The sequence below is a fragment of the Arundinibacter roseus genome, assembly GCF_004348825.1.
Taxonomy (GTDB): Bacteria; Bacteroidota; Bacteroidia; order Cytophagales; family Spirosomataceae; genus Arundinibacter; species Arundinibacter roseus.
Genome location: NZ_SMJU01000002.1, coordinates 13082 through 34751, shown reverse-complemented (window position 1 = coordinate 34751; position 21670 = coordinate 13082). Strand labels below are relative to the sequence as shown.

Annotated in this window: 16 protein-coding genes; 10 read left to right on the top strand and 6 right to left on the bottom strand. The window is 46.1% G+C overall.

What is annotated here, in order from left to right; all coding sequences use genetic code 11:
- Positions 1-10 precede the first annotated feature (10 nt).
- Entirely contained in the window at positions 11-739 is a 729-nt protein-coding gene (locus tag EZE20_RS02715) for an HAD hydrolase-like protein (protein WP_132114255.1), read from the top strand.
- A 30-nt stretch (positions 740-769) separates the two neighbouring features.
- A complete protein-coding gene (locus tag EZE20_RS02710; RefSeq protein WP_132114253.1) occupies positions 770-1927 on the top strand; it encodes a TIGR03364 family FAD-dependent oxidoreductase in 1158 nt (385 codons plus the stop codon).
- Here EZE20_RS02710 and EZE20_RS02705 read toward each other — a convergent pair whose 3' ends face one another.
- The 5 genes from EZE20_RS02705 to EZE20_RS02685 form a co-directional block, all read right to left on the bottom strand.
- Positions 1928-3211, bottom strand: coding sequence for a DUF5690 family protein (locus EZE20_RS02705; RefSeq protein ID WP_132114251.1), 1284 nt, complete (start codon positions 3209-3211; stop codon positions 1928-1930).
- Between the two features lie 97 nt (positions 3212-3308).
- Positions 3309-3629 (bottom strand): DUF4249 domain-containing protein, encoded by a 321-nt coding sequence (locus tag EZE20_RS02700; protein ID WP_132114249.1) that lies wholly within the window; start codon positions 3627-3629, stop codon positions 3309-3311.
- Between the two features lie 98 nt (positions 3630-3727).
- A complete protein-coding gene (locus EZE20_RS02695) occupies positions 3728-4165 on the bottom strand; it encodes a carboxypeptidase regulatory-like domain-containing protein (protein ID WP_132114247.1) in 438 nt (145 codons plus the stop codon).
- 10 nt (positions 4166-4175) lie between these two features.
- Positions 4176-8591, bottom strand: coding sequence for an NACHT domain-containing protein (locus tag EZE20_RS02690; protein ID WP_132114245.1), 4416 nt, complete (start codon positions 8589-8591; stop codon positions 4176-4178).
- A gap of 107 nt (positions 8592-8698) precedes the next feature.
- Positions 8699-10585, bottom strand: coding sequence for a CocE/NonD family hydrolase (locus EZE20_RS02685; RefSeq protein WP_132114243.1), 1887 nt, complete (start codon positions 10583-10585; stop codon positions 8699-8701).
- A gap of 243 nt (positions 10586-10828) precedes the next feature.
- Between EZE20_RS02685 and EZE20_RS02680 the strand changes: the two genes are divergently transcribed.
- The 3 genes from EZE20_RS02680 to EZE20_RS02670 all read left to right on the top strand — a co-directional run bounded on the left by EZE20_RS02680 (position 10829) and on the right by EZE20_RS02670 (position 14851).
- Positions 10829-12676: a M1 family metallopeptidase gene (locus EZE20_RS02680; protein ID WP_132114241.1), complete on the top strand. Its 1848-nt coding sequence runs from the start codon at positions 10829-10831 to the stop codon at positions 12674-12676.
- A gap of 86 nt (positions 12677-12762) precedes the next feature.
- Positions 12763-13845: a phosphotransferase enzyme family protein gene (locus tag EZE20_RS02675; RefSeq protein ID WP_132114239.1), complete on the top strand. Its 1083-nt coding sequence runs from the start codon at positions 12763-12765 to the stop codon at positions 13843-13845.
- Positions 13846-14005: 160 nt separating this feature from the next.
- The gene (locus tag EZE20_RS02670) at positions 14006-14851 is read left to right on the top strand and encodes an SDR family oxidoreductase (RefSeq protein ID WP_228713506.1); all 846 of its coding nucleotides are present in this window, start codon (positions 14006-14008) and stop codon (positions 14849-14851) included.
- Here the strand turns inward: EZE20_RS02670 and EZE20_RS02665 are convergent.
- Positions 14836-15954 (bottom strand): trans-sulfuration enzyme family protein, encoded by a 1119-nt coding sequence (locus EZE20_RS02665; RefSeq protein ID WP_132114235.1) that lies wholly within the window; start codon positions 15952-15954, stop codon positions 14836-14838. The genes EZE20_RS02670 and EZE20_RS02665 overlap by 16 nt on opposite strands.
- 139 nt (positions 15955-16093) lie before the next feature.
- Between EZE20_RS02665 and EZE20_RS02660 the strand changes: the two genes are divergently transcribed.
- From EZE20_RS02660 to rlmB, 5 genes are all read left to right on the top strand, one after another.
- Entirely contained in the window at positions 16094-17350 is a 1257-nt protein-coding gene (locus EZE20_RS02660; protein ID WP_132114233.1) for a thioredoxin family protein, read from the top strand.
- A 148-nt stretch (positions 17351-17498) separates the two neighbouring features.
- Positions 17499-18308, top strand: a complete 810-nt coding sequence (locus tag EZE20_RS02655; protein ID WP_132114231.1) for a crotonase/enoyl-CoA hydratase family protein — start codon at positions 17499-17501, stop codon at positions 18306-18308.
- A gap of 56 nt (positions 18309-18364) precedes the next feature.
- A complete protein-coding gene (locus tag EZE20_RS02650; protein WP_132114229.1) occupies positions 18365-19255 on the top strand; it encodes an SDR family oxidoreductase in 891 nt (296 codons plus the stop codon).
- 71 nt (positions 19256-19326) lie between these two features.
- A complete protein-coding gene (locus EZE20_RS02645) occupies positions 19327-20610 on the top strand; it encodes a GWxTD domain-containing protein (RefSeq protein ID WP_132114227.1) in 1284 nt (427 codons plus the stop codon).
- On the top strand, positions 20586-21356 hold the full coding sequence (gene rlmB, locus EZE20_RS02640; protein WP_132114225.1) for a 23S rRNA (guanosine(2251)-2'-O)-methyltransferase RlmB: 771 nt from the start codon (positions 20586-20588) through the stop codon (positions 21354-21356). Before EZE20_RS02645 ends, rlmB begins: the two co-directional genes overlap by 25 nt.
- Positions 21357-21670 lie beyond the last annotated feature (314 nt).

Below are 21670 nucleotides of genomic sequence, written 5' to 3'. Positions count from 1 at the left end.
TACGTTTTTCATGATTCAATTGATTACCCTCGATATGGCCGGCACCACCGTCACCGACCACCACGAAGTAGAAGCCTGCTTTGCCATGGCTGCCCAAAAATCAGGTTTAACCGTCAGCGACGACCGTATTTTGGCCATGCAGGGTTTGCACAAATATTTTGTTTTCCAAACGCTCTGGGAAGAAATTTTGGGAACTACCACGCATCCCGAATGGCAGATGCGCGTGGATAATTCCTACCGGGTTTTTACAGAAGTACTTGAAAATCATTACCTTACGCACGACATTACGCCTACCGAAGGCTGCCTGGAATTGTTTGAGTATTTGCATATACATCAAATCAAAATTGCCTTGACTACGGGCTTTTATCGCAAAGTCTGCAATATTATTCTGGAAAAACTCGGTTGGCTGGAAGGACTCGACGATACGCATGTCGGTACAGCCTCCACGACCATTCAGGCATCTATCACGAGTGACGAGGTAGAAAAGGGACGCCCTCATCCGTTTATGATTCAGAAAGCTATGAATTTACTACATATTTCTGATCCTCAGCAGGTTATTAACGTAGGCGACACACCTTCTGACATTCAGTCGGGCTTTGCCGCAAACTGTCGGCTGAGTGTGGCGCTCAGTAACGGAACGCACGCTGCCGACCTTTTGACTCCCCACAATCCATCACTTCTGCTGGGTTCTTTGCATGAATTGATTCCTGTTTTGGAGGATCTCCGTACCAGGTCCTGATTTGTTGCGCTACTTTAAAACTCTTATTCCATGAAACCAGTTGATTTTATCGTTATTGGTGCCGGAGTTTTGGGCACTTCTCATGCATTAATGGCGGCTCGTCAGGGCAAAAAAGTAGTTTTACTTGAAAAAGACAACCGCCCGCAAAGTGCCACGGTTCGTAATTTTGGACAAGTTGTACCCTCCGGGCTGTCGGGGCGTTGGCATACCTATGGCCGTAGAAGTGTTGAAATTTATAAAGAAATTCAGCAGGAATTCGACCTTAGTATTCGGGCGCAAGGCTCTGTTTATGTAGCATCTGACGAGGAAGAACACCAAATTTGTGAAGAAGCAGCTACCCTGTTTAAACAAAAGGAGTATGCGGTTGACCACCTTTCAAAACGTCAGACGCTTGATCGATTCCCGTTTCTTCGTCCCGACTATGTTCAGTCGAGTCTGTACTTTCCGGACGACCTCAGCGTAGAGCCCGATCGGATGATTCACCGTTTATTAACGTATGGTGTAAATAAATACGGCATTACGTATAAACCTGATACAGCGGTAGTTGCCTGCGAGCCTTCCGGTGATTTGATTTCGATCCGAACTGCGCAGGGAGAAGTCATACTCGCTGAGCGGGTGTTGATCTGCAATGGAAGTGAATTTAAACTTCTTTTTCCAGACCAATTCGCCCAAAGCGGACTGATTGTCAGCAAGCTGCAAATGATGCAGACCAGGACACTTGAAACCGTAAAAATGAACGCAAATGTACTGACAGGTCTGACGATCCGCCGCTACGAGTCCTTTGAAGAATGCCCGTCGTTTTCAAAACTGTCCGTTCCGGAACATTATGCAGAACTTAAAAAATGGGGCATTCATCTATTGTTTAAACAAGCCACCGACGGCTCTATCATTATTGGCGACTCGCACGAGTACGCCTCTGCAACCCAAACCGATGATTTGGGTTTTGACCTAAATAATTATCTCAATGAATTGATGCTCGCCGAAGCCGAACGAATTGTCAACTTCCCGGTCCGGGATCTGACCCGAACGTGGGCCGGCTACTATGCGCAGCATCCCGATGAGCTTTACGAACACGAACCCGCGCCCCGGCTGCATATTCTGACGGGTATTGGCGGCAAAGGAATGACGTCGAGCCTGGGATTTGCCGAAGTTAATTGTCAAAAATGGTTTGGGAATGCCGTAAAATAATCAGGCTCGTATTTCAGAAATTGAAATAGAAGGATGCGGTTCAATGGCACCTATTTTTCGGCGAAAATAGCCATAGGAAAATAACGTCAAAAGTAAATACGCACCACTCAGACCGTAGCAACCGTACACAAAGAACTCCTGAAAACTGATGCCCGGCTGACCGAAATTTTTGTACATCAAAACCGCAACACTACCCAAATACCCATACCAGTCGGCCAGAGTAACAATAAAACCAACCGTACTGACGTAGCGAAAAGCAGCCACCAAACGCTCAAAATACAATCCGTTGCAAGGCACATAGGCCATGTACATGCCCAGGCCGGTGAGCATAAACCACGGGCCGGGCGTCAGCAGGCCCAGTTGATAGAGCCATGTGCTCAGACCTACCACCAAAGCGCCTGCCGCCATAAGCAAATTGATGAGCGTAAATGCCCGAAAATGATTGTCTACCCAGCGCAAGCCAGCCATTAGTACAAGGATTATAACGGCAATAAGTGTTTCGGTTTGTGCAAAAATTGCGGGATTACCTACGGCAGCGCCTTTCAGAATTTCCGGCCCAAAGTTGTCGCGAAAGTCGCGGAAGGCCGAAAGCAAAACGTAGGAAATGATGAGCAGCGTAAGCCCGGTCGGAAATGTATTCAGAAAACGTTTGCGGTCGGCGCGGTCCATGGGAAGCCGCTCGGTGCGCAGGTCTTTGTCGATTTGAGAAGGCGCCGGCAGTCGGGCTAGACCCCAAACCGACAGCAAAAGCGGAACCACAAAGAGCAAGCCGGTCATAAAAGGAGCCCACAACTCGGTAACGCCCCCCTGCTGCATAAGCAACAAACTGACGGTTTTGACTAGTCCTGAGGCAAAAATAAAGGAAGCGGTAAGCGCGGAAATCAGGATTTCGGTTTGTTTTCTTCCTTCCAGAAATCCTAAAACCGTGCCGTACACCATTCCCAAAGGAAGCCCGTTTAGAAATAGAAATACGATATTATAAGGAGCCGGAATCACCGCAAAGCCCAGCAGCGCCAGCTCCGCAAACAGAATGAGCCCCAGCACGTAAAGTGGGCGTTGGTGTGGCTTCATTTCTGATACTACTTTTACACCGATACCTTTGGAAACGGCGTAACCCAGCACCTGCGCCGTAATCAGCCATATTTTATAATCAATGCCCGCAAAGGCAATGCCCTCAAACTGCACCGCAGTGATTCCTTTGCGAAAGCCATACATGCTGGTATAGGTACAAAAAGCCGCTACGGCGCCAAGAAAGGTAGTGTAGAGTTCGGGGTTCTTTTTCACAAAGAGCGGGAAGGTTAAATACTAACGAAAATACGCGTAGAAACGCAAAGTATCTTATTTCTACGTATTAATAATTTGTGAAGCCAGAATTTTCTGTTCATTGCCACCCTACCGGACGTAAGGCAGTACGGTACAAGCTTTCCGTACAAGGCTCGCATATATTCCAGTATGGATACTCCACATTGACGAACGGCCTAAGTGGCGCACGAAGCCGGTTGATATACACAACCTTTTCCAACCGGGCTGATACCTGAAAGAACCCAAGCAGAGGCGGGCCAGTTGGCGAAGCGTTGTGCAAGTTGCTGGTAAAGGTAGCGGGAGCTACATCAAACACGCTGCCAACATTGGAGGTAATATTCTGAATAGCCTGCCAATATTGATAGGCTCCCCGGCTCATAGATTGTTGCCCGATGCGCAAATAATAGGGCTCAGTGTCGTCGTTAGGGACTTCGGCTACTTTTTAGTTTCCGTCCATTTACCAACCGGTCTGAGGCAATAAGGATGTTGCCCGCACTGCTAACAATATTCCAGCAATCCGTGCAGCAGCGTAGGAAGAGTCCGCAATGTCCTGATGGAAAGCGTCGTCAGTCCCACGGCAGTACTCAGTACCTGCTGCCCCGGCTGCTTTCCCGTGACAATGGCCTTGCGCAGCAGTGTGACGCGCTCGGCCAGCCGGACACTCATCGTGTCGTTAGCCCGAACCGTCAGGCTGCGTTGCTGCGGTTCGTAGCCCGCCGACGAAAACTGAATCGTCTGCAGACCCTTAGGTACCTTTATAGTGTAAAACCCCAGCGAATCGGTGGTAGCACCGTAGCCCACATTCAGTACTTGTACCGACGCCCCCGCCAGCGGACGGGCAGCGGTATCGCGAACGTAACCCGTGAGTTGGAAGGCGTTTTGGGCAAGGTTTATACTAGGGATAAGCAAGAAGAGAAGTAAGTAGCGTTTTTTCATAATACAGAAATTAGTAATTAAACTGCTTTCCTGATCCAGACAAATGATTTACTCTATTTTCGCGCTTAGTCAGGTCGATACCGATCACACTAATTTGCTCAACTTTTGGAAATTTATAAGAAATTGTTTCCCAGTGACCTTGAAGGGCCTCGACAAGTTCTGAAAAAGTCGCTCTCGATTTACCATTTGGAATATTCCAGCCTTTTTGTTCGCCACGATACACCAATATAAAAATACCAAAGTTGGAACGACCATCTCGCAGATAATCGCCGCATAACTGATTTTCAAGTCGTTCAAAGAGTTTTACTCCACCCCAATTATTGTCTGCCAACTTTAACTCCACAGGGACGGGTTCATTGGATGAACCAAGCGTACCGTAGAAACGTAGGTCTGGCCTTTTAGCATCTGCTAGTTCCTCTTCCTGCACAACTATATATTTTCCGACCGCCCGATCTCTTGACCAATTTGCAATTACTGTCCTAATCCCTGTCTCTTTACGCTCCTTCCTCAATGTAGAAGCTATACTGTCGTCACCTTCCTCTAATTGATGTTTTAGATCTTCAAACCGTTGAACACACAGTTCAAATAATTCTCTATGATTGGATGGGGTACTTTCCAAAGTCCTATTAAACTCGATCACTTTTTCAGCAGTCCATGGAGAAGTTTCAGCATCTAATTCGGCCCTTTCTTTTGCATAACGTTTCATCCACGAGCGATGAGAGACAAGAGGGTGTGTTTCTGAAAATTCAATCAAAGCTAGGAAGGTGTCCTTTCCAGACATTCCCTTTAACATAGAAAATAAAGTACTTCGAGCCTCTTGAGCATAGTCACGAAGCCCTGGTGAGTAGACTCCCGTATTTGACCGATCAATGTCTTCTTCTGTTCTTACATAGGTATGAATCAACAGGAAGAGTTGCTTTAAGTAATAAGGCGTCTTGAAATTCTCACGAGTCCTTAACTGGTAACGTTTCTCTCCTGCCAAGCAGACCACTACCTTCATTGCGAGATTTTTTGCGGCTTCCTTGTCCTCCAGAAGAAGTTTCTTCAAATGAGAAGTCAGTCTATGTATTGCAGGATCTGGATCGACGCCAATCCAAGTGGAAAACCAATAGCCTAGATTTTCAAGAGAAATGGCGGATTTACATTTTCTAGCTGCGAGATTAGCTAAATCTGAATTTGATACCGTGAAACTACCTTGAATTATTTTCAAAGCATAAAGCAAATTCTCTCCGTTTGGAAGCGCTTTCTCTAAAAGAGGTAATAGTTTCGGTCCTAATCTATCCCATAGCCATTCGTAACTCCAACTCACACTACTTAGCACGTGAATTATCGACTCCTTAGAGCTAATCTCCCATTCAATTTCAGCAAGAATGATATCATATATAGTATCTGGGAATCTTACACACAATTGATAAAACCAGCTGGGGAAGCCATTTGACTCGTGGATTGCGTATCTACACGCTAACTCAGCATCCGCCTCACTAAATTTTTCTAGCCCACCAGCATTAATTTCGGCCTCAACCCCAGACAGGCCAAATACTAGTGCATATGGAATACTGCTGCCATGATCGTGTTCTGAGCGAAGAGCAGGAGTATAAGTTCTCCAAAAGTTTAAAAGCCCATCTCTGTACGCTTCAGCAACGTTAAGTCCATACTCTTCAATTACGTCATCCCAGTTTCCAGTAGCTAACCGCGACGTCACTGCTCCGTTCTTTTCTCTGATTCGATTGAATATATACGCCTGACCATTGGACACCTTTCCTTTTTCTAAGCCAGGGTTACGCAATGACTCATAGTTTTCATTCAGCCATTTTATCGATTTGATATGGTTCTCCGTATTTTTTTTATTCCTCTGCTCATTTCCTTTTTTCCACCGAGCGTTCTGTCGTAACGCTTTTTTCAATTTCTCGGATTGCTTCGGCGGTTGTAGCATACTATCAAGGGTGTCTCTGAGTTCATTCTCTTTACCTACCGCTTTTTTTAGAGCAGATAACCACTTTTTAGGTCGGCTATTTTCTCTATACAGTTTGAATGCAAGTGACAGAGCAATATGTTTATCATCCAGAAGTACCCTGTTTAATATTTCTGCAATCAAATAATCGAAGTCATTTTCATCAAATTTCCAATAATGACCATATATTGAAACATGCCAAAAATCTTTTAGCGGTCCATTTTCTTCTTTAGCTAAGCGATACCTTGTCCTCTCGACATCATACCAAAACAATCGATAATTCAATTCCTTCCATTCGGGAACAAGCTTGATCAGATCATGATTGATCAATTCGGATCTACTATCTCCATACTTTTCAAAAGCGATGATTCGAGATAGAACATACATTGACTCTGGACATAATGCATTCGAATTTTTAGTCAGAACCAATTTTTCGACAGCTTTGAGACTAATCGGCATTAGCCAGCTAAATTTTTGCGAAACATCAATGTCAAGACGCTCGATTACTGGTTCGCAACGTAAAAATTTGTCAAAACCCTTAATCAAATTGAGTAGAAGAGCTTCATCCGAACGCTGAACAAAGTTGATCAGTGAATAATGCAAGCCATCATATCCATACTTTTCTTTGGGTTGGATATCTTCTAATGCAGATACTATCCAACCTATATTTTCTTTTGTACTTTTCAGCCCGCTAATTAATGCGGATAGTGAAATTCTGTCATAAGGTTTAGGATCAGACAGGTAAGTATCCGCTAAATCCTGAAAATCTCCTGCTGATCCGATTGCTTCTACTACTCTAATTGCACTACTTCTACAATAATTATTGGGCTCTGAATTCAAGGCAAAAGGCTTAACTTCTGGTATAACCTCGCTCATATGTCCCTTCAACACCATGCGTAACAGATAAGATACCACATCTTGATTTGCTTTGTACTTCTCGATCAGGCATTTTATTTCTCCTGCCAAATCCCTGGAAGAGAATCGTTCCAGAGATGCTTGTTCATCAATCGAGCTGTTAGCTATTCCAGTTGCTATGTTTTCACAAACAGAGCGTAAAATGTTCTTTCTGAAATCGAGGGGTAGTTTACTTGGGTCTCCGCCATTCAAAATTATCTCTGGCTCAAGTTTATAAACTTTATCCAGAATACTCTGATCCAAAAGAACCAACCAAGATAGAATTGGCTTCATCGAGGGTATAACTACATCCATTCCATATTGCTTTCGGAAAAACAGACCCTCAATCTTTTTTCGGGAACCTTGTCCTTTAAGTTTTTCGGCAAGCCATTCGGCAGTTAAGTACTCTCTTACTGACCTATGATGAAAGCGAACACAACCATAAATTGCTTCATCGAAAATGGGAAGACTCAGTAGAGCCTGGCATTCTGCCCTGGCCCAATTGTGACGATCATCAATTAGAATAGATTCCACGTCAACACCTGGGGATAAATTTGAACCGTCGGGCACCCTAATCGTAGACTCGTGCATCAATGAACATGCAGCAGCAAGCACCCTTACTCCATCTCGCGCCTTCGGTGCTGTAAGTGGACTGTAAGTTTTTCGATTTTCCTCTCTTTCCCTAATTCTACTGTCGATGCTGTATTTCATCAACTCTAAACGAGTTCCAATCGATTTTTTCTCTTTCCAATATTCTATAACCTCCTCTAAATCTTGGGGCCGTGTAGTAAAGGCCCACGCATCTTGTCTATCAATTTCCTCCAATAAGGTCGAATCATTTCTGATACCCTTAGCACTTACAAAGAGCCTTATCTGCTCCTTTGAGAGATCATTAATTGTATAAATTTTGAAAACTTTTTCTTTTTTGTTTTCATTTGATTCAGAGTGATCTACTGACCCATTTTTTAGAAAATTAGCCGAAACAACATCTTCATGATCGACAGTATCTACCTCATCAGGAGAGGATAATATTATCTTTTCGCTGTTAATTATGTATGGAAACCTATTTTTACACAAGTCTAAATCGGACTTTGGCCGCCAAGCAGTGACTCTCGAAGTTATAATAATATGGGTTCTTTGAATCGCTGGTGATATGAGATTGGCAAGTTTTATTATCGCCCGCTCAAAGTCTTTAGGATCTTTGAGTCTTGCTTCATCAACTGAGTCAAGCAGAATCCAACCTTTTTGATTTGAATTAAGCCATTTTTCGAACTCTTGGTACGTCCCATCCTCAAGAGCAGTTTCGATCCCATCAGCGATGTGTTCTAATCGGAGAAAAAAAGCAGGCTTTCCTTCTAATCTTAGTTTTTTAGTAGTGTTTCGGATTTCCTGTGTTTTGCCAGCTCCTGCTTCCGCTAACAGAATTAGACGAGGTTCTTTTAATAAATCTTCCCAGCCGACACTACCACTAAAAAGTGTACTAAGACCTTCTGAAATATCTACATTATCGTTCTCGGCCTCACCGGTTTTGTCACCTGTTAGTTTATTAAACGTGCGATTTAGTTCTATAAAATCTTCCATATATTCAGTGCTTTCGCAGCTCCTCTTCCATGTAATTGGTGACCAGTAAAAGCACAGTGAAACACAAAAGTCTACCTATGCAAGAACCTCTAATTTAAACTCCCTTTCTATTCCAATACCTCCACCTCCAACCCACTCGCCGCATTGGCCTGCATAAAAATCCGTTGCGTAGCTTTAACGAAATCTTCCGCATTGGCTTTGTAAATATTCTCGACGTACTTCTGCGGATTACGGTCAAAAAGCGGGAAGGCCGTGCTCTGCACCTGTACCATGATTTTGTGGCCTTTTTTGAAGGTGTGCAGCACATCCTGCAAACGGAAGTTCAGCGGTGTAAGCGTGTTGGCTTTCAGCGGTTCGGGCTTTGAAAAGCTATTCCGAAACCGCGCGCGCATCACTTCACTGCGGACCATTTGCTGGTAGCCGGCCAGCACCACTTCTTTGTCTGTCAGATACTTATGATTCTTTTCATCGTCGGGATACACATCAATTAGCTTCACAAAAAAGTCTGCATCCGTTCCGGTCGTACTAAAATTAAGCATCGCCATTAGTTCTCCACCCAGGGTCAGGTCTTCGGTCAGTACGTCGGTTGCAAACACAAGCACATCGGGCCGGGTGGCGGCAAAGCGCTGATCTTCCGACATGTAGTTAAAGGGTGTAAAGCCCGTCATTTGGGTATAGTCTTCGGTATACGGTACGGGTTTCATCGGATCGCTCACGTACTCGGCAAACGAAGCGGCAGCCGTTGGTTTTTCAAAACTCAACTTGCCGTTTGGCTGAAAATACAGCATTTTTTTAGTTGCCTTAGCCGCAGGCCACTGCTCAAACGTCCTCCATTCATTTTTTCCGGTATTAAACAAATAGGCCTCCGGCAGCCCGGTTTTGCCATCACCGGCACCTTTCAGGAAATGAGCAAAGAATTGAGTTTCAATGTTTTTCTGGTAAAAAGTGGCGATGCTATCGCCAAAATAAATGTCGTTGTGTAAGGTTGGACCCGTCTCCCGGCTCCACCGTCCGTGGCCAAACGGCCCCATTACCAGCGTGTTATAGGCTTTTGGATTATTTTTCTCAATAGTTTTATAGGTATTGAGCGGGCCATACAAATCTTCAGCATCAAACCATCCGCCAACGGTCATGAAGGCAGGTTTTACATTTTTGAGATGCGGCAAAATGTCTCGTTTTTGCCAAAACTCATCCTTATTCGGATGCTCCATCATTTCCTGCCAAAAGAAGTTATCCTTGTAGTATTTGTCAAAATTCTTCAACGGCCCAAGTTCCAGATTAAAGGTGTAGCCGTCGGGTTTTGCCTGAATAAACTTATCGTTAAACCATGATTCCGTGGTAGGCTTGGGATGCTGAATCCCGAACACCGGAAACGTCAGGTAATAGCCTTGTGTATAAGCACCATTGTGGTGAAAATCATCAAAGAAAAAATCGGATATAGGTGCCTGTGGCGAGGATGCTTTGAGCGCCGGGTGCCCGCTCAGGGCACTTGCCGTGGTGTAAAAACCAGGGTACGAAATACCCCACTGCCCGACCCGACCGTTGTGGTTCGGGACGTTTTTGAGCAGCCACTCAATCGTATCGTACATATCAGACGCTTCGTCCACGTCATTTTTGGTTTTTTTATCAGCAATGTGGGGCGTCATGTTCGTCCATGTACCTTCACTCATGTATCGACCCCGAACGTCCTGATACACAAAGATGTACTTATCCCGCATCATAAACGGATTTGGCCCGAGCCGGGTCGGATAAGCGTCCGGGCCGTAAGGAGCAATGCTGTAACAGGTACGCTGCATCATAAATGGATAGGCAGCAGTGGCGGAGGCATTTTTGGGCACATACAAAATGGTATGCAGCTTAACGCCGTCGCGCATCGGAATGTCATAGATTTTTTTGGTATAATTTTCTTTGATGTAAGCTTCATCCGACTGCGGCTGAGCCCCGGCCAACGACTGTGTAAGCAGCCAGAAAAATACGAGTAAAAGGCGATTCATAGTTTTGCAGGAAATTTTTGGGTTATAGCTGGAAATGATCCGGTGATGAAAAACAGCCGGAAGTGTTTGGTAAAATTAGAGAAGAAAACAGGATTTCCGGTGCATCAAAAAACTTTCCTTTCTTGTCAAATGGACATTTTACAGGAGCATTTAATGAAAAAAGTCAGTAAAACATCAAAATTAGATGGTATAACAACGAGTTTAGCTATTTTTGAATTTTAGCAGATTATTTTAAACACATTCATGAAAAACCTTTTTATTCTTTTTGCTTTTGCGAGCCTGAGTTTTCAGGGCATGGCCCAAACCGATCGGTGGCAGCAGCGAGCTGCGTACGAAATGTCCGTTGACTTTGATGTAAATACGCATCGGTATACAGGTACTCAAAAGCTGGTTTATACCAACAATTCGCCGGATACACTTCACAAAGTTTTTTATCACCTCTACCTCAATGCCTTTCAGCCCGGAAGTCAAATGGACGTTCGTTCGCGCACGATTGCAGACCCCGACGGGCGGGTTATGGACCGGATTTATAAATTATCTCCGGACGAAATCGGCTATGAAAAAGTAAAATCCCTGAAACACAACGGCAAGGCTGTAAAATATGAAGTCGTAGGCACGATTTTGGAAGTAACTCTTAATGAGAAGATTATGCCGAAATCGCAGCATACGTTTGAGATGGAGTTTGAAGCGCAGGTTCCTCTCCAAATTCGCCGCACGGGCCGCAATAATAAGGAAGGAATCGACTATTCGATGGCACAGTGGTATCCCAAAATGAGCGAGTATGACTACGAAGGCTGGCACGCTAATCCGTATATTGCCCGCGAGTTTTACGGTATTTGGGGTGATTTTGATGTAAAAATAACGATGGATGCTTCCTACGTCATTGCGGCTACGGGCTACCTCCAAAATCCCGACAAAATTGGCCATGGATATAGCAAAAAGACAGTTACTCACAAAAAAGGCGATAAACTTACCTGGCATTTTGTTGCGCCCAATGTACACGATTTTGTGTGGGCCGCTGATCCTGACTATAAACACGACATTGTGCAGGTAGACAAAGATCTCGACCTGCATTTCTTTTATCAGGATGATACTACGAATTACTGGAAAGAAATGGAACCCTATGCCGTACGCTGTTTCAAAATCATGAACGAGCGCTTCGGACGCTATCCTTACAAGCAGTATTCGGTGATTCAGGGTGGCGACGGTGGCATGGAATACCCGATGGCAACGCTCGTTTTAGGCCGGGGAAATCTGCGGTCGCTCGTAGGTGTTACGGTGCATGAATCCATCCACAGCTGGTTTCAAATGCTGCTCGGAAGCAACGAATCCAAGTACGCCTGGATGGACGAAGGCTTTACAACCTATGCTCAAAATGAAGTAATTAAAGAATTATTCCCCTCCCGCAACAACCCGCATTACGGCTCGTATATTTCGTATCAGCGATTGGTAGAATCGGGTCTGGAAGAACCCATGACTACACATTCAGATCATTACAACACCAATCGCGCGTACAGTACAGCGGCTTATTCCAAAGGCGGGGTTTTTCTGCATCAGCTAAGCTACATCATCGGCCAATCGGTTTTTGATCGGGGCATGAAGCGGTATTTTAATGAGTGGAAATACAAACATCCCAATCCTACGGATCTGAAAAGAATTATGGAAAAAGAATCGGGTCTGGAACTGGATTGGTACTGGGAAGACTGGGTGGGCACTACCCGCACGATCGATTATGCGGTGAAAGAAGTGTTGCCCACGGCCGGGAAAACAGCGGTCGTGCTGGAACGAATCGGGAAAATGCCCATGCCGCTTGACGTAGTCGTAAGCTACACGGATGGTACGCAGGAAAACTTTTATATCCCGCTGGAAATGATGCGTGGCGAAAAAACCGAAAATCTTTATTCCAAAACCACGCTTCTGGCCGATTGGCCCTGGACGTACCCTGAATACAGTTTTTCAATAAACCGTCCCGTAACAAGCATTCAGCGCATCATTATTGATCCTTCGTCGCGATTGGCCGATATTGTTCCTGACAATAATGTATACCCGGCTCTTACGGAAGTTCCAAGGATGCAGGGCTCCGGTAACTAATTAAAAACAGGAAAATTACGCCTTTGACGTGATGGTTTTACGGTAAAACCATCACGTCTTTTTCATTCTAGTACGAGCAATTTCTTATGGAACATTCTCTTGATATTTCGTCCCTTTTGCCCGTGTTGGCTGCGTTCGGTCTTACACCGGCCAAGCCACCTGTTCCATTTGGTTCAGGACACATAAACCATACATTTTTGGTGCATTCGTTTGAGGGTGAAAAATATATTTTACAAAAAATCAATACGCAGGTTTTTCAAAAACCCGAAGCTATTGCCAACAACCTTTCGTTGGCAGCCAAACACCTTGAAACCCACGCACCGGGCTACCTTTTCCTAACACCGGTTCATACCTTAACCGGGGACGAGATGTTTGTAGAAGCAGGCGAATACTGGCGCCTGACAGTGTTTGTTCCCAACTCAATGTCAATCAATGAAGCCACTAGCCCGGAGCAAGCCTACGAAGCCGCCCGGCAGTTTGGACTGCTTGCCCGGCATCTGAATGGCTTATCTATGAATGGTTTCAAGGCAACAATCCCCGATTTCCATAACCTGACCTGGCGCTATCAACAATTTCAGCAGGCATTGGATTCATCGTCCGAATCCCGAAAAAAGGAAGCCGCGGAATGTATCCAATATTTTCTGCGAAGTAAACTTATCGTCGATACCTATCAAGTGCTGCTACGAAATCCGGATTTTCCGGATCGGCTCATGCATCACGATACCAAAATTAATAATGTGCTGCTAAACACTACTTCTCAAAAAGGTCTTTGTGTGTGTGATTTGGATACACTCATGCCGGGAAAAATAATCTCGGACGTAGGCGATATGATCCGCACCTTTGTGAGCCCGGTATCGGAAGAAAGTACTGATTTTGAGAAAATTAGCGTCCGTTTGGAGTATTACGAAGCCTTAATGAATGGCTATTTGTCCGAAATGAAATACGTATTGACCCCCACCGAAAAGGACGTCCTTTTCTTTTCCGGGCCGTTTTTGGTTTACATGCAGGGCCTCCGGTTTCTGGCAGATTTCCTGAATGGAGATGTCTACTACCCAATCCGCTACCCTGAGCATAACCTTCGCCGGGCGCAAAATCAAATGGTGCTTTTGCAGAAGTTATTTGCTAACGAAGATCAACTGAATGTAATCATTCAGGATGCGTTGGCCTGAAATTTTTATAAACCCTAAAATGTTATTCATCGAAAATTTTTAAAAGGCATATCAAAAAAACAGAACGCTTCTGAATGGGTTAATTCCTTATTCAATTAAGCAACCTTTTTACCAAAATGTACACCTCAACGTTTAGAACTCACTAATAAAATAGCGAATCATGCAGAAAAAAATAGCGCTTATTACCGGCCCAACCTCGGGCATCGGAAAAGTTACGGCTCTCGAACTTGCCAAACGAAATTATAACCTGATTTTTCTGGCGCGTGATGCCAAAAAAGCGGACGAACTTCAAATGGAAATCGGCTCGTCTGTCGAAACGGCCTTCGTTTCCTGCGACCTTTCGGATCTTTCGTCGGTGCAGCAGGCAGTCGCTCACGTTCGGCAAAATTATAGCCGATTGGACGTTCTGATAAATAATGCGGGGCTGATTTTGGATCGTTTGGAGTATTCGCCCAATGGCATCGAAAAAACCTTTGCCATCAATCACGTGGGTCATTTTTTGCTCACCAAAGGCCTGATTGATTTACTAAAAAACGGAAAAGATGCCCGCATCGTGACGGTTTCTTCGGAAGCACACCGAATTGGCAAATTCCGGCTAGACCAGCTTGTGCGCCCCGAAAAATTCAGCAGTTGGGGTTCGTATGGCACATCAAAACTCGCCAACATCTTGTTTTCAAACGAATTGGCCGAGCGCGTAAAACCATTTGGCATTACCTCCAACGCGCTCCACCCCGGCGGCGTTGCAACCAATTTTGGTTCAAATAATTCGGGAATTTCCAAACTCATGATGTGGATGGCCCGGCCTTTTTTTAAATCTCCACAAGAAGGAGCCCAAACAACCATTTACCTGGCCACATCGCCCGAAGCCCGGACTTTTTCCGGACTATATTTCAAAGATTTAAAACCCAAAAAACCATCTACTGACGCACAAAGTACCTTTCTGGCCAAAGAACTTTGGAAATTAAGCGATGAACTCGTGCGTGACTTCACTCAACCCAATGCCTGAGTCAGGTCGTTGAGCAGGTCATCGATATGTTCCAACCCCACCGAAATGCGGAGTAGATTGGCCGGAGTCAGGCTATCCGGGCCTTCTACCGACGCCCGGTGTTCAATCAGACTTTCTACTCCGCCAAGGCTTGTGGCGCGAGTAAAGAGCTGCAACTTTTGCATGCATTGAATAGCTTCTGCGGCTCCGCCTTTGACCTGAACCGAAAGCATGGCTCCGGGTAGCTTCATCTGTTTTTGAGCAATTTCGTACCCCGCATGCGACGGTAACCCCGGATAATGTACACGCTCCACCGCTGCGTGAGTTTCCAGAAAAGTGGCCAATTGCGCAGCATTGGCTGATTGCTGTTTGATCCGAACGGCAAGGGTTTTTATTCCCCGGCTCGTGAGCCAACAATCAAATGGAGATGCAACGGCCCCGCCCAGCGTTTGAATTTGCCGGATTCGTCCCGAAAGTTCGTTGCTTTCTTTGAAGATTAACGCTCCTCCCAGCACATCGCTATGGCCGCTGAGATATTTGGTAGTTGAGTGCATCACCACGTCGCAGCCCAGGTCGAGGGGTCGCTGAATCAGGGGCGTTGCCCAGGTATTGTCACACACAGTCAACAGGCCATATGTTTTTGCCAGCGCTGCCGTAACGGTCAGGTCTGCCACTTTCACGAGCGGATTGGAAGGAGTTTCCAGCCAAAGCACCTTTGTTTCAGGACGAATAGCCGCCTCAATTTTTCCAGGATCAGTTGAATCAATTTTGGAAAAAGTAAGTCCCCACCGGGTAAAAACTTCCTGCAACAAAGCCGGAGTTCCGTAGTAGGCATCGTCAGGTACGAGCACGTGATCGCCGGGATTCAGAGCCTGAAAAAAGCTCATCGTAGCGGCTTGCCCTGAGGCAAAGGCCATTGCTTCGGTTCCGCCTTCCAGCGTGGCCAGGGCATGTTCCAGTTGCTGCCGGTTAGGATTTCCGGCCCGGCTATACAGAAACCCGTGCGGGAGCTCATAGTTTTGGTTACGCTCAAACGTAGTTGAGAGGTATATGGGCGCCACTACCGCCGATGCGTTGTTGTCGGTCGGGTGCGTGCTGCGAAGCGCTAAGGTTTCAGGTTTCATAATTCTGTTTACTAAAAAACAAACGTCATTTTGGGAAAAGGGTTTGCAAATTACTTTTTTCTCTTCATTTTGTGGTTTACAGCGCATTTTTGCCTGATTTTTGTTTGGTATAAAACATTCATCCAACGACTCTTTCTGTATGATTTCATTGTATTTCAAAACGATCCGTTTGCTTTTTTTCTCTGTTTGTATAATCCTGATTCATTCCATTCCTAAATCCGTTTCTGCGCAGGGTATTCAATTTAAGGCAGGAAGTTTTGAACAAATTCTTGCCCAGGCAAAAAGCCAAAACAAGGCTGTTTTTGTGGAAATTTACCTCAACGGCTGCCCGCATTGCGAAGCATTGGCACCCGTACTGACTGAAAAAAAAGTGGGCGATTTTTATAATTCTGCCTTTGTGAGCCTCAAAGCCGAAGCCAACTCTGCGCTTGCGAAATCGTTGCAGGATAAGCAAAAACTTTACTTTCCCGAATTCCCCCTTTTCTTTTTCTTCGACGCCTCCGGTAAACTTCTGCATCAGGCTACGCCATCCGACAAACCAACGCGCCCTGAATTTATTGAAGAAGTACTGCGCCACGGAACCAACGCCCTCAATCCGGCAGTTCGAACAAGCAGCTACCCCGCCCGATTCGCACAAGGCGAACGCACGCCTGACTTTCTCATAAATTATGGAAAATATACCAAAGCTACCCGCGATACCGCCCGTTTAATGGAAATTTCAAACGAGCTCGCCCGTCTTTTTGTGCAACCTGCCGATCTGGAAAGTCAGGTAGGATTTTATATTTTGGGACGAATTATTCCTGATTTCCAAAATCCGATGGCGCAGTATTTCTTTACCCATTTGGATACCTACCGCAGCCGCTACGGTGTGCGGGAAATACAGCAGGCCGGCGAAGGAATTCTCTTCCAGACGCTGTACGGCCACCGCACCAACGATTTAACTTCTAAGGAAGTAATCGACATGCGAAAGGCAATGGAGTCGCTTGGAGTACCTGCGGCGGTTGTGGCCATGCGTACAATTTTGAAGGAGATAGAAACTCTCCTGCGCGAGAAAAACACAGCTCAGGCAACTGCCCGCTTTGATGCCTACCAATCGGCAAGTACATTGGGCTTGCCTGACTATGCCTATTTAGTGCGTTTCTTCAACGAAAAAGCGCCCGATTCATCCTACGCTGAAAGTTTGGTACGATGGGTGAACCGTGCCCTGACACAGGTAAAACCCGGCCAACCCGCCCGTGCCGAAGTAGCCGAACTGTACCGCGAACAGTCCGAAGCGTATCTGCGACTTGGGAAGAAAGCCGAAGGTAAAAAGGCCGCCGAAACAGCCCTTGCACTTGCCAAAGCGACCAAAGAAGCACTGCCTTCGTACGAAAAGCAGGTAGCGAAGTTTAGGTAAATTCCAGCTGTTTTTATGGCTTAGTGGAAAGGATTTACGTCTTTTTTTCATTTTGGAAAGACCAAAGTCTTTTTCAGGAATTTTCCATAGCTTTGTAATAGTATGCAAGCATACTTTTTTATCAAAGTCTAAACCTCTGTCATTTTTTATGGAACTAACCACCTTAACGCTCAGCACCGAAAACCACGTAGCCCATCTTCGGTTCAACCGTCCACAGCGCGCCAATGCGCTCAACCAAACGGCCTGGAATGAATTAAAGTGGGTTTTTGAACAATTGGATGAAGACGAAAATGTACGGGTAATTGTGCTGAGCGGCGAAGGAAAGCATTTTTGTTCCGGTATAGACCTCGAACTCCTCATGAGTGTAGCTACGCTCACAAATTCCTGCGAAGGGCGCAAGCGCGAACAACTCCGTAAACTGATTCTTGCTTTACAGGCCCCCATCAACGCTATTGAGCAATGCAGTAAACCCGTTATTGCGGCCGTTCACGGCGGCTGTATCGGCGGCGGCGTAGATATTGTGAGCGCCTGCGACATGCGTTTTTGTACGGAAGATGCGTATTTCACTATTCGGGAAATAGACATGGGGATGGTAGCCGATTTGGGCACGCTTCAACGTCTGCCAAGGTTGATTCCGGAAGGCATCATGCGCGAAATGGCCTATACCGGGCGAGCTGTGGCGGGTCCCGAAGCCGCCCGGATCGGGTTGGTCAATGCTACGGAAATTGATCAAGCGTCGCTGATGGACAAAGTTCAGAATCTGGCCGGGCAAATTGCCCGCAAGTCGCCGTTGTCGATTCGTGGCACCAAGCATATTCTCAACCACAGCCGCGAACATAGCATCGCCGATGGGCTGGAATACATGGCCACCTGGAACGCCGCTATGCTGCTTTCCAGCGATTTAACTGAGGCTTTTCAGGCAACTATTCAAAAACGACAGGCCGAATTTGAAGGATAACTGGCAATAATTTTCCCTTACCTACCCATTACTACACGAAAAAAATCATCAACTATATGAACCATACACAAGGAATGCTGCGTGACGATGCGTTGCGTGGAAAAACAATCATAGTAACTGGCGGCGGCACGGGCCTTGGCAAATCCATGGCTACGTACTTTCTCAAACTTGGGGCAAACGTCGTGATTTGCAGCCGTCGCAAAGATGTACTCGACGAGGCAGCACTCGACCTGGAACAGACCACCGGCGGATCGGTATTGGCCGTAGCCTGCGACGTTCGCAAGCCGGAACAGATCGAACAGGTGATTGCCGAGGCAATTGCCCGTTTTGGTGCGGTACATGGTCTGGTCAATAATTCGGCAGGAAACTTTATCAGTCCCACCGAACGGCTCAGCTACAAGGCCATTGATGTAATCGTGGATATTGTGCTGAGAGGAACCTACTATTTCACCCTCGCGCTGGGTAAGTACTGGATTGAAAAAGAGATCAAAGGAACGGTCCTGAACATTTCGACAACCTACGCCTGGACCGGGTCAGGATGGGTCGTTCCGTCGGCGATGGCCAAGGCAGGTGTGCTGGCTATGACCAAATCGCTAGCCTTTGAATGGGCCACGCATGGCATTCGGCTCAATGCCATTGCACCGGGGCCTTTCCCTACCAAAGGTGCCTGGGATAGGCTTTTCCCGGCAGAACTTGCCGAAAAATTCGCTTTTGAAAACCGGATTCCGTTAAAAAGGGTGGGCGATCATCAGGAATTGGCTAACTTAGCGGCCTACCTGATGTCCGATTTTTCGGCCTACGTCACAGGTGAAGTCATTACCCTGGATGGCGGCGAAGTACTGGCTGCGGGGCAATTTAACTTTCTGAATGAAGTAACAGGCGAGCAGTGGGACACGATCGAAGGCCAAATCAAAAACGCCAACAGAAGTAGTAAAAAAGAAAGCTGAACATTTTTTAGACCTGAATTGGGTAAATCGACGTCTTCCTTCGTTATTTGAAGATACGAAGGAAAAATTATATGAAAGCACAACTTTATATTCTCGGATTTACGATTGCGCTCCTGAGCCTTGCCGCCTGCAATACGCCCCGGCAGGCTTCGCGCAGCTCCAATACACAGGCCGCTTCCGCTCCGCAAAATCAGGTACCTGCTGGCAACGACCCTACGCTGATTGGTGTAACGAGCACTTTCCTGGCCAAAGACTCTACCCAAATTCGGGTTTTTGTTTACATTGATGTAATTAAAGGTGATGAACCCCTGAGCCTGGAAGAATTCAGCTCGTTGTATAATCTTAACTACGTGATGTACTCAGATTACGGCACTCGCGACCGCCTTGCCTATGGCAATGTGCCCCTCGTGGCGCAGGAACTTTCGCGGGTTGACAATCAGATTGTGGCTCAGTTTGACCTGAAAAAACCTGCCAAAGATGCCGGTGTGCTGCTTATGGAAATCAGTCAGACCGGAACGCTGAAAAAAGTATTGAATGATCTTGCCGTACGCTTTGGCGGTGCCCGCGACAGCGATCGGTTCGGAATTTTTCCGGGGCAGCAGCAAGTGCCGTTGCGTCGGCATTTTGTGACTAATCAGGAGGAAATAAAAATTAGCTCGCTGAATGGCAGGAACGCTCCGCTGCAGGTGTACTATTACAAAGATTCTTTCGACGCCGCAGCATCGCCCATGAATACCGTGCCGCGCTCGGGTGCAAAATCCTTGAAAATTGATAGTTCGTTTACCATTCAGAGTGGTCAGTCCATGCGTTTTACTCAGGAAGGATTGTACTATCTTTTGTCTGACACGACGCGTACGGACGGTCTCGGGATTCTGGTTAAAAACGACCGATTCCCCAAAATGACCTATCCCGAGCAACTGGTAGAACCACTTATGTACATGAGTACCAATCAGGAAATCAAAGAGTTGCAGGAAGCTCGTGATAGCAAAAAAGCATTGGACAAATATTGGCTATCGCTCATGAACGGAAACCCGGAACTGGCACAGCAAATCATCAGAAACTTTTACACACGGGTAGAAGACGCCAATCGGCTGTTTACTACCTATAAAGAAGGCTGGAAAACCGATAAAGGAATGATTTATATCGTTCTGGGACCACCCGATAAAGTACAAAGAAGTAAAGAAAAGGAAGTATGGGTCTACGATCAACGGGGCAATGCAACCAACGTCAATTTTACATTTAACAAACGAACCAATCAATTTGTGGACGATCATTACGAACTGGTACGCTATGTAGAGTATCAGCCGATATGGTATCCCGTAGTAGAAGCATGGAGAAACGGCGCTATCCGATAAGAAAAACCCCCTCAATCCCGAAATCCGACATGGTTTTTGGGGTTCAATCCGTACTGGAAACCCTGCGTTCAGGGAAAGAAATAGAGCGCCTTCTGATTCAAAAAGATCAGGTTTTTCCTGACATTCAGAAATTAGCCGTAGAGTTGCAGGTGCCCCTGAGCCGGGTACCTCTCGAAAAACTCAACCGTCTTACCCGAAAAAACCATCAGGGTGTGCTGTGTTTTGTATCGCCCATTCGATACGTACCCGTTCACAACGTTCTGACGCAGGTATTCGAAGATGGCAAAACACCGCTGTTTTTGATGCTCGACCGCGTCACCGACGTGCGAAACTTTGGAGCAATTGCCCGCACAGCCGAATGCGCGGGATCGCAGGCGCTGTTGGTTCCCTTCAAAGGTGGAGCGCAAATCAACGCCGACGCCATGAAAACATCATCCGGGGCGCTCAATTACCTTCCGGTTTGCCGCGAGGGAAGCATTTTGGATACCCTGCATTACCTCCGCGACAGCGGCCTACAGGTTGTCGCCTGTACCGAAAAAGGCACGGACAATTTGTATGAGGTAGACTTTACCGTTCCGACGGTCATCATCATGGGCTCGGAAGAAGACGGTATTTCGGAACAACTACTAAAACTCTCGGATCATAAGGTCCGGATTCCGCTGATGGGTCAGGTTGAGTCACTCAATGTTGCGGCAGCTACGTCAGTCATTCTGTACGAAGTGGTTCGACAGCGCGTTCAATCCTGAACACGAGTTTCATGAAGAAAGCCGGGGAAGAAACCTTCCCCGGCTTTCTGTTTTAACCTAACCTTGAATCAACTTTCCAATGCTGTATAGTACGGGAATGCCACAAAAGTAGCGATTGGTAAGTCTCTGTTTTAGAGTTAATTCACGCCTTTTTTAAATGCAGGAAAATGACTCAATCGGAGCGTATTCCAGTTTTATTGTATAGGTAATTCTACTTGATTTATCCAACGGAAATCACACAACTGCCTAATAAACAATTACTTACAATAATTAAATATACCAGATTTTACCACCTCCTTGCCTTTGGACACTAA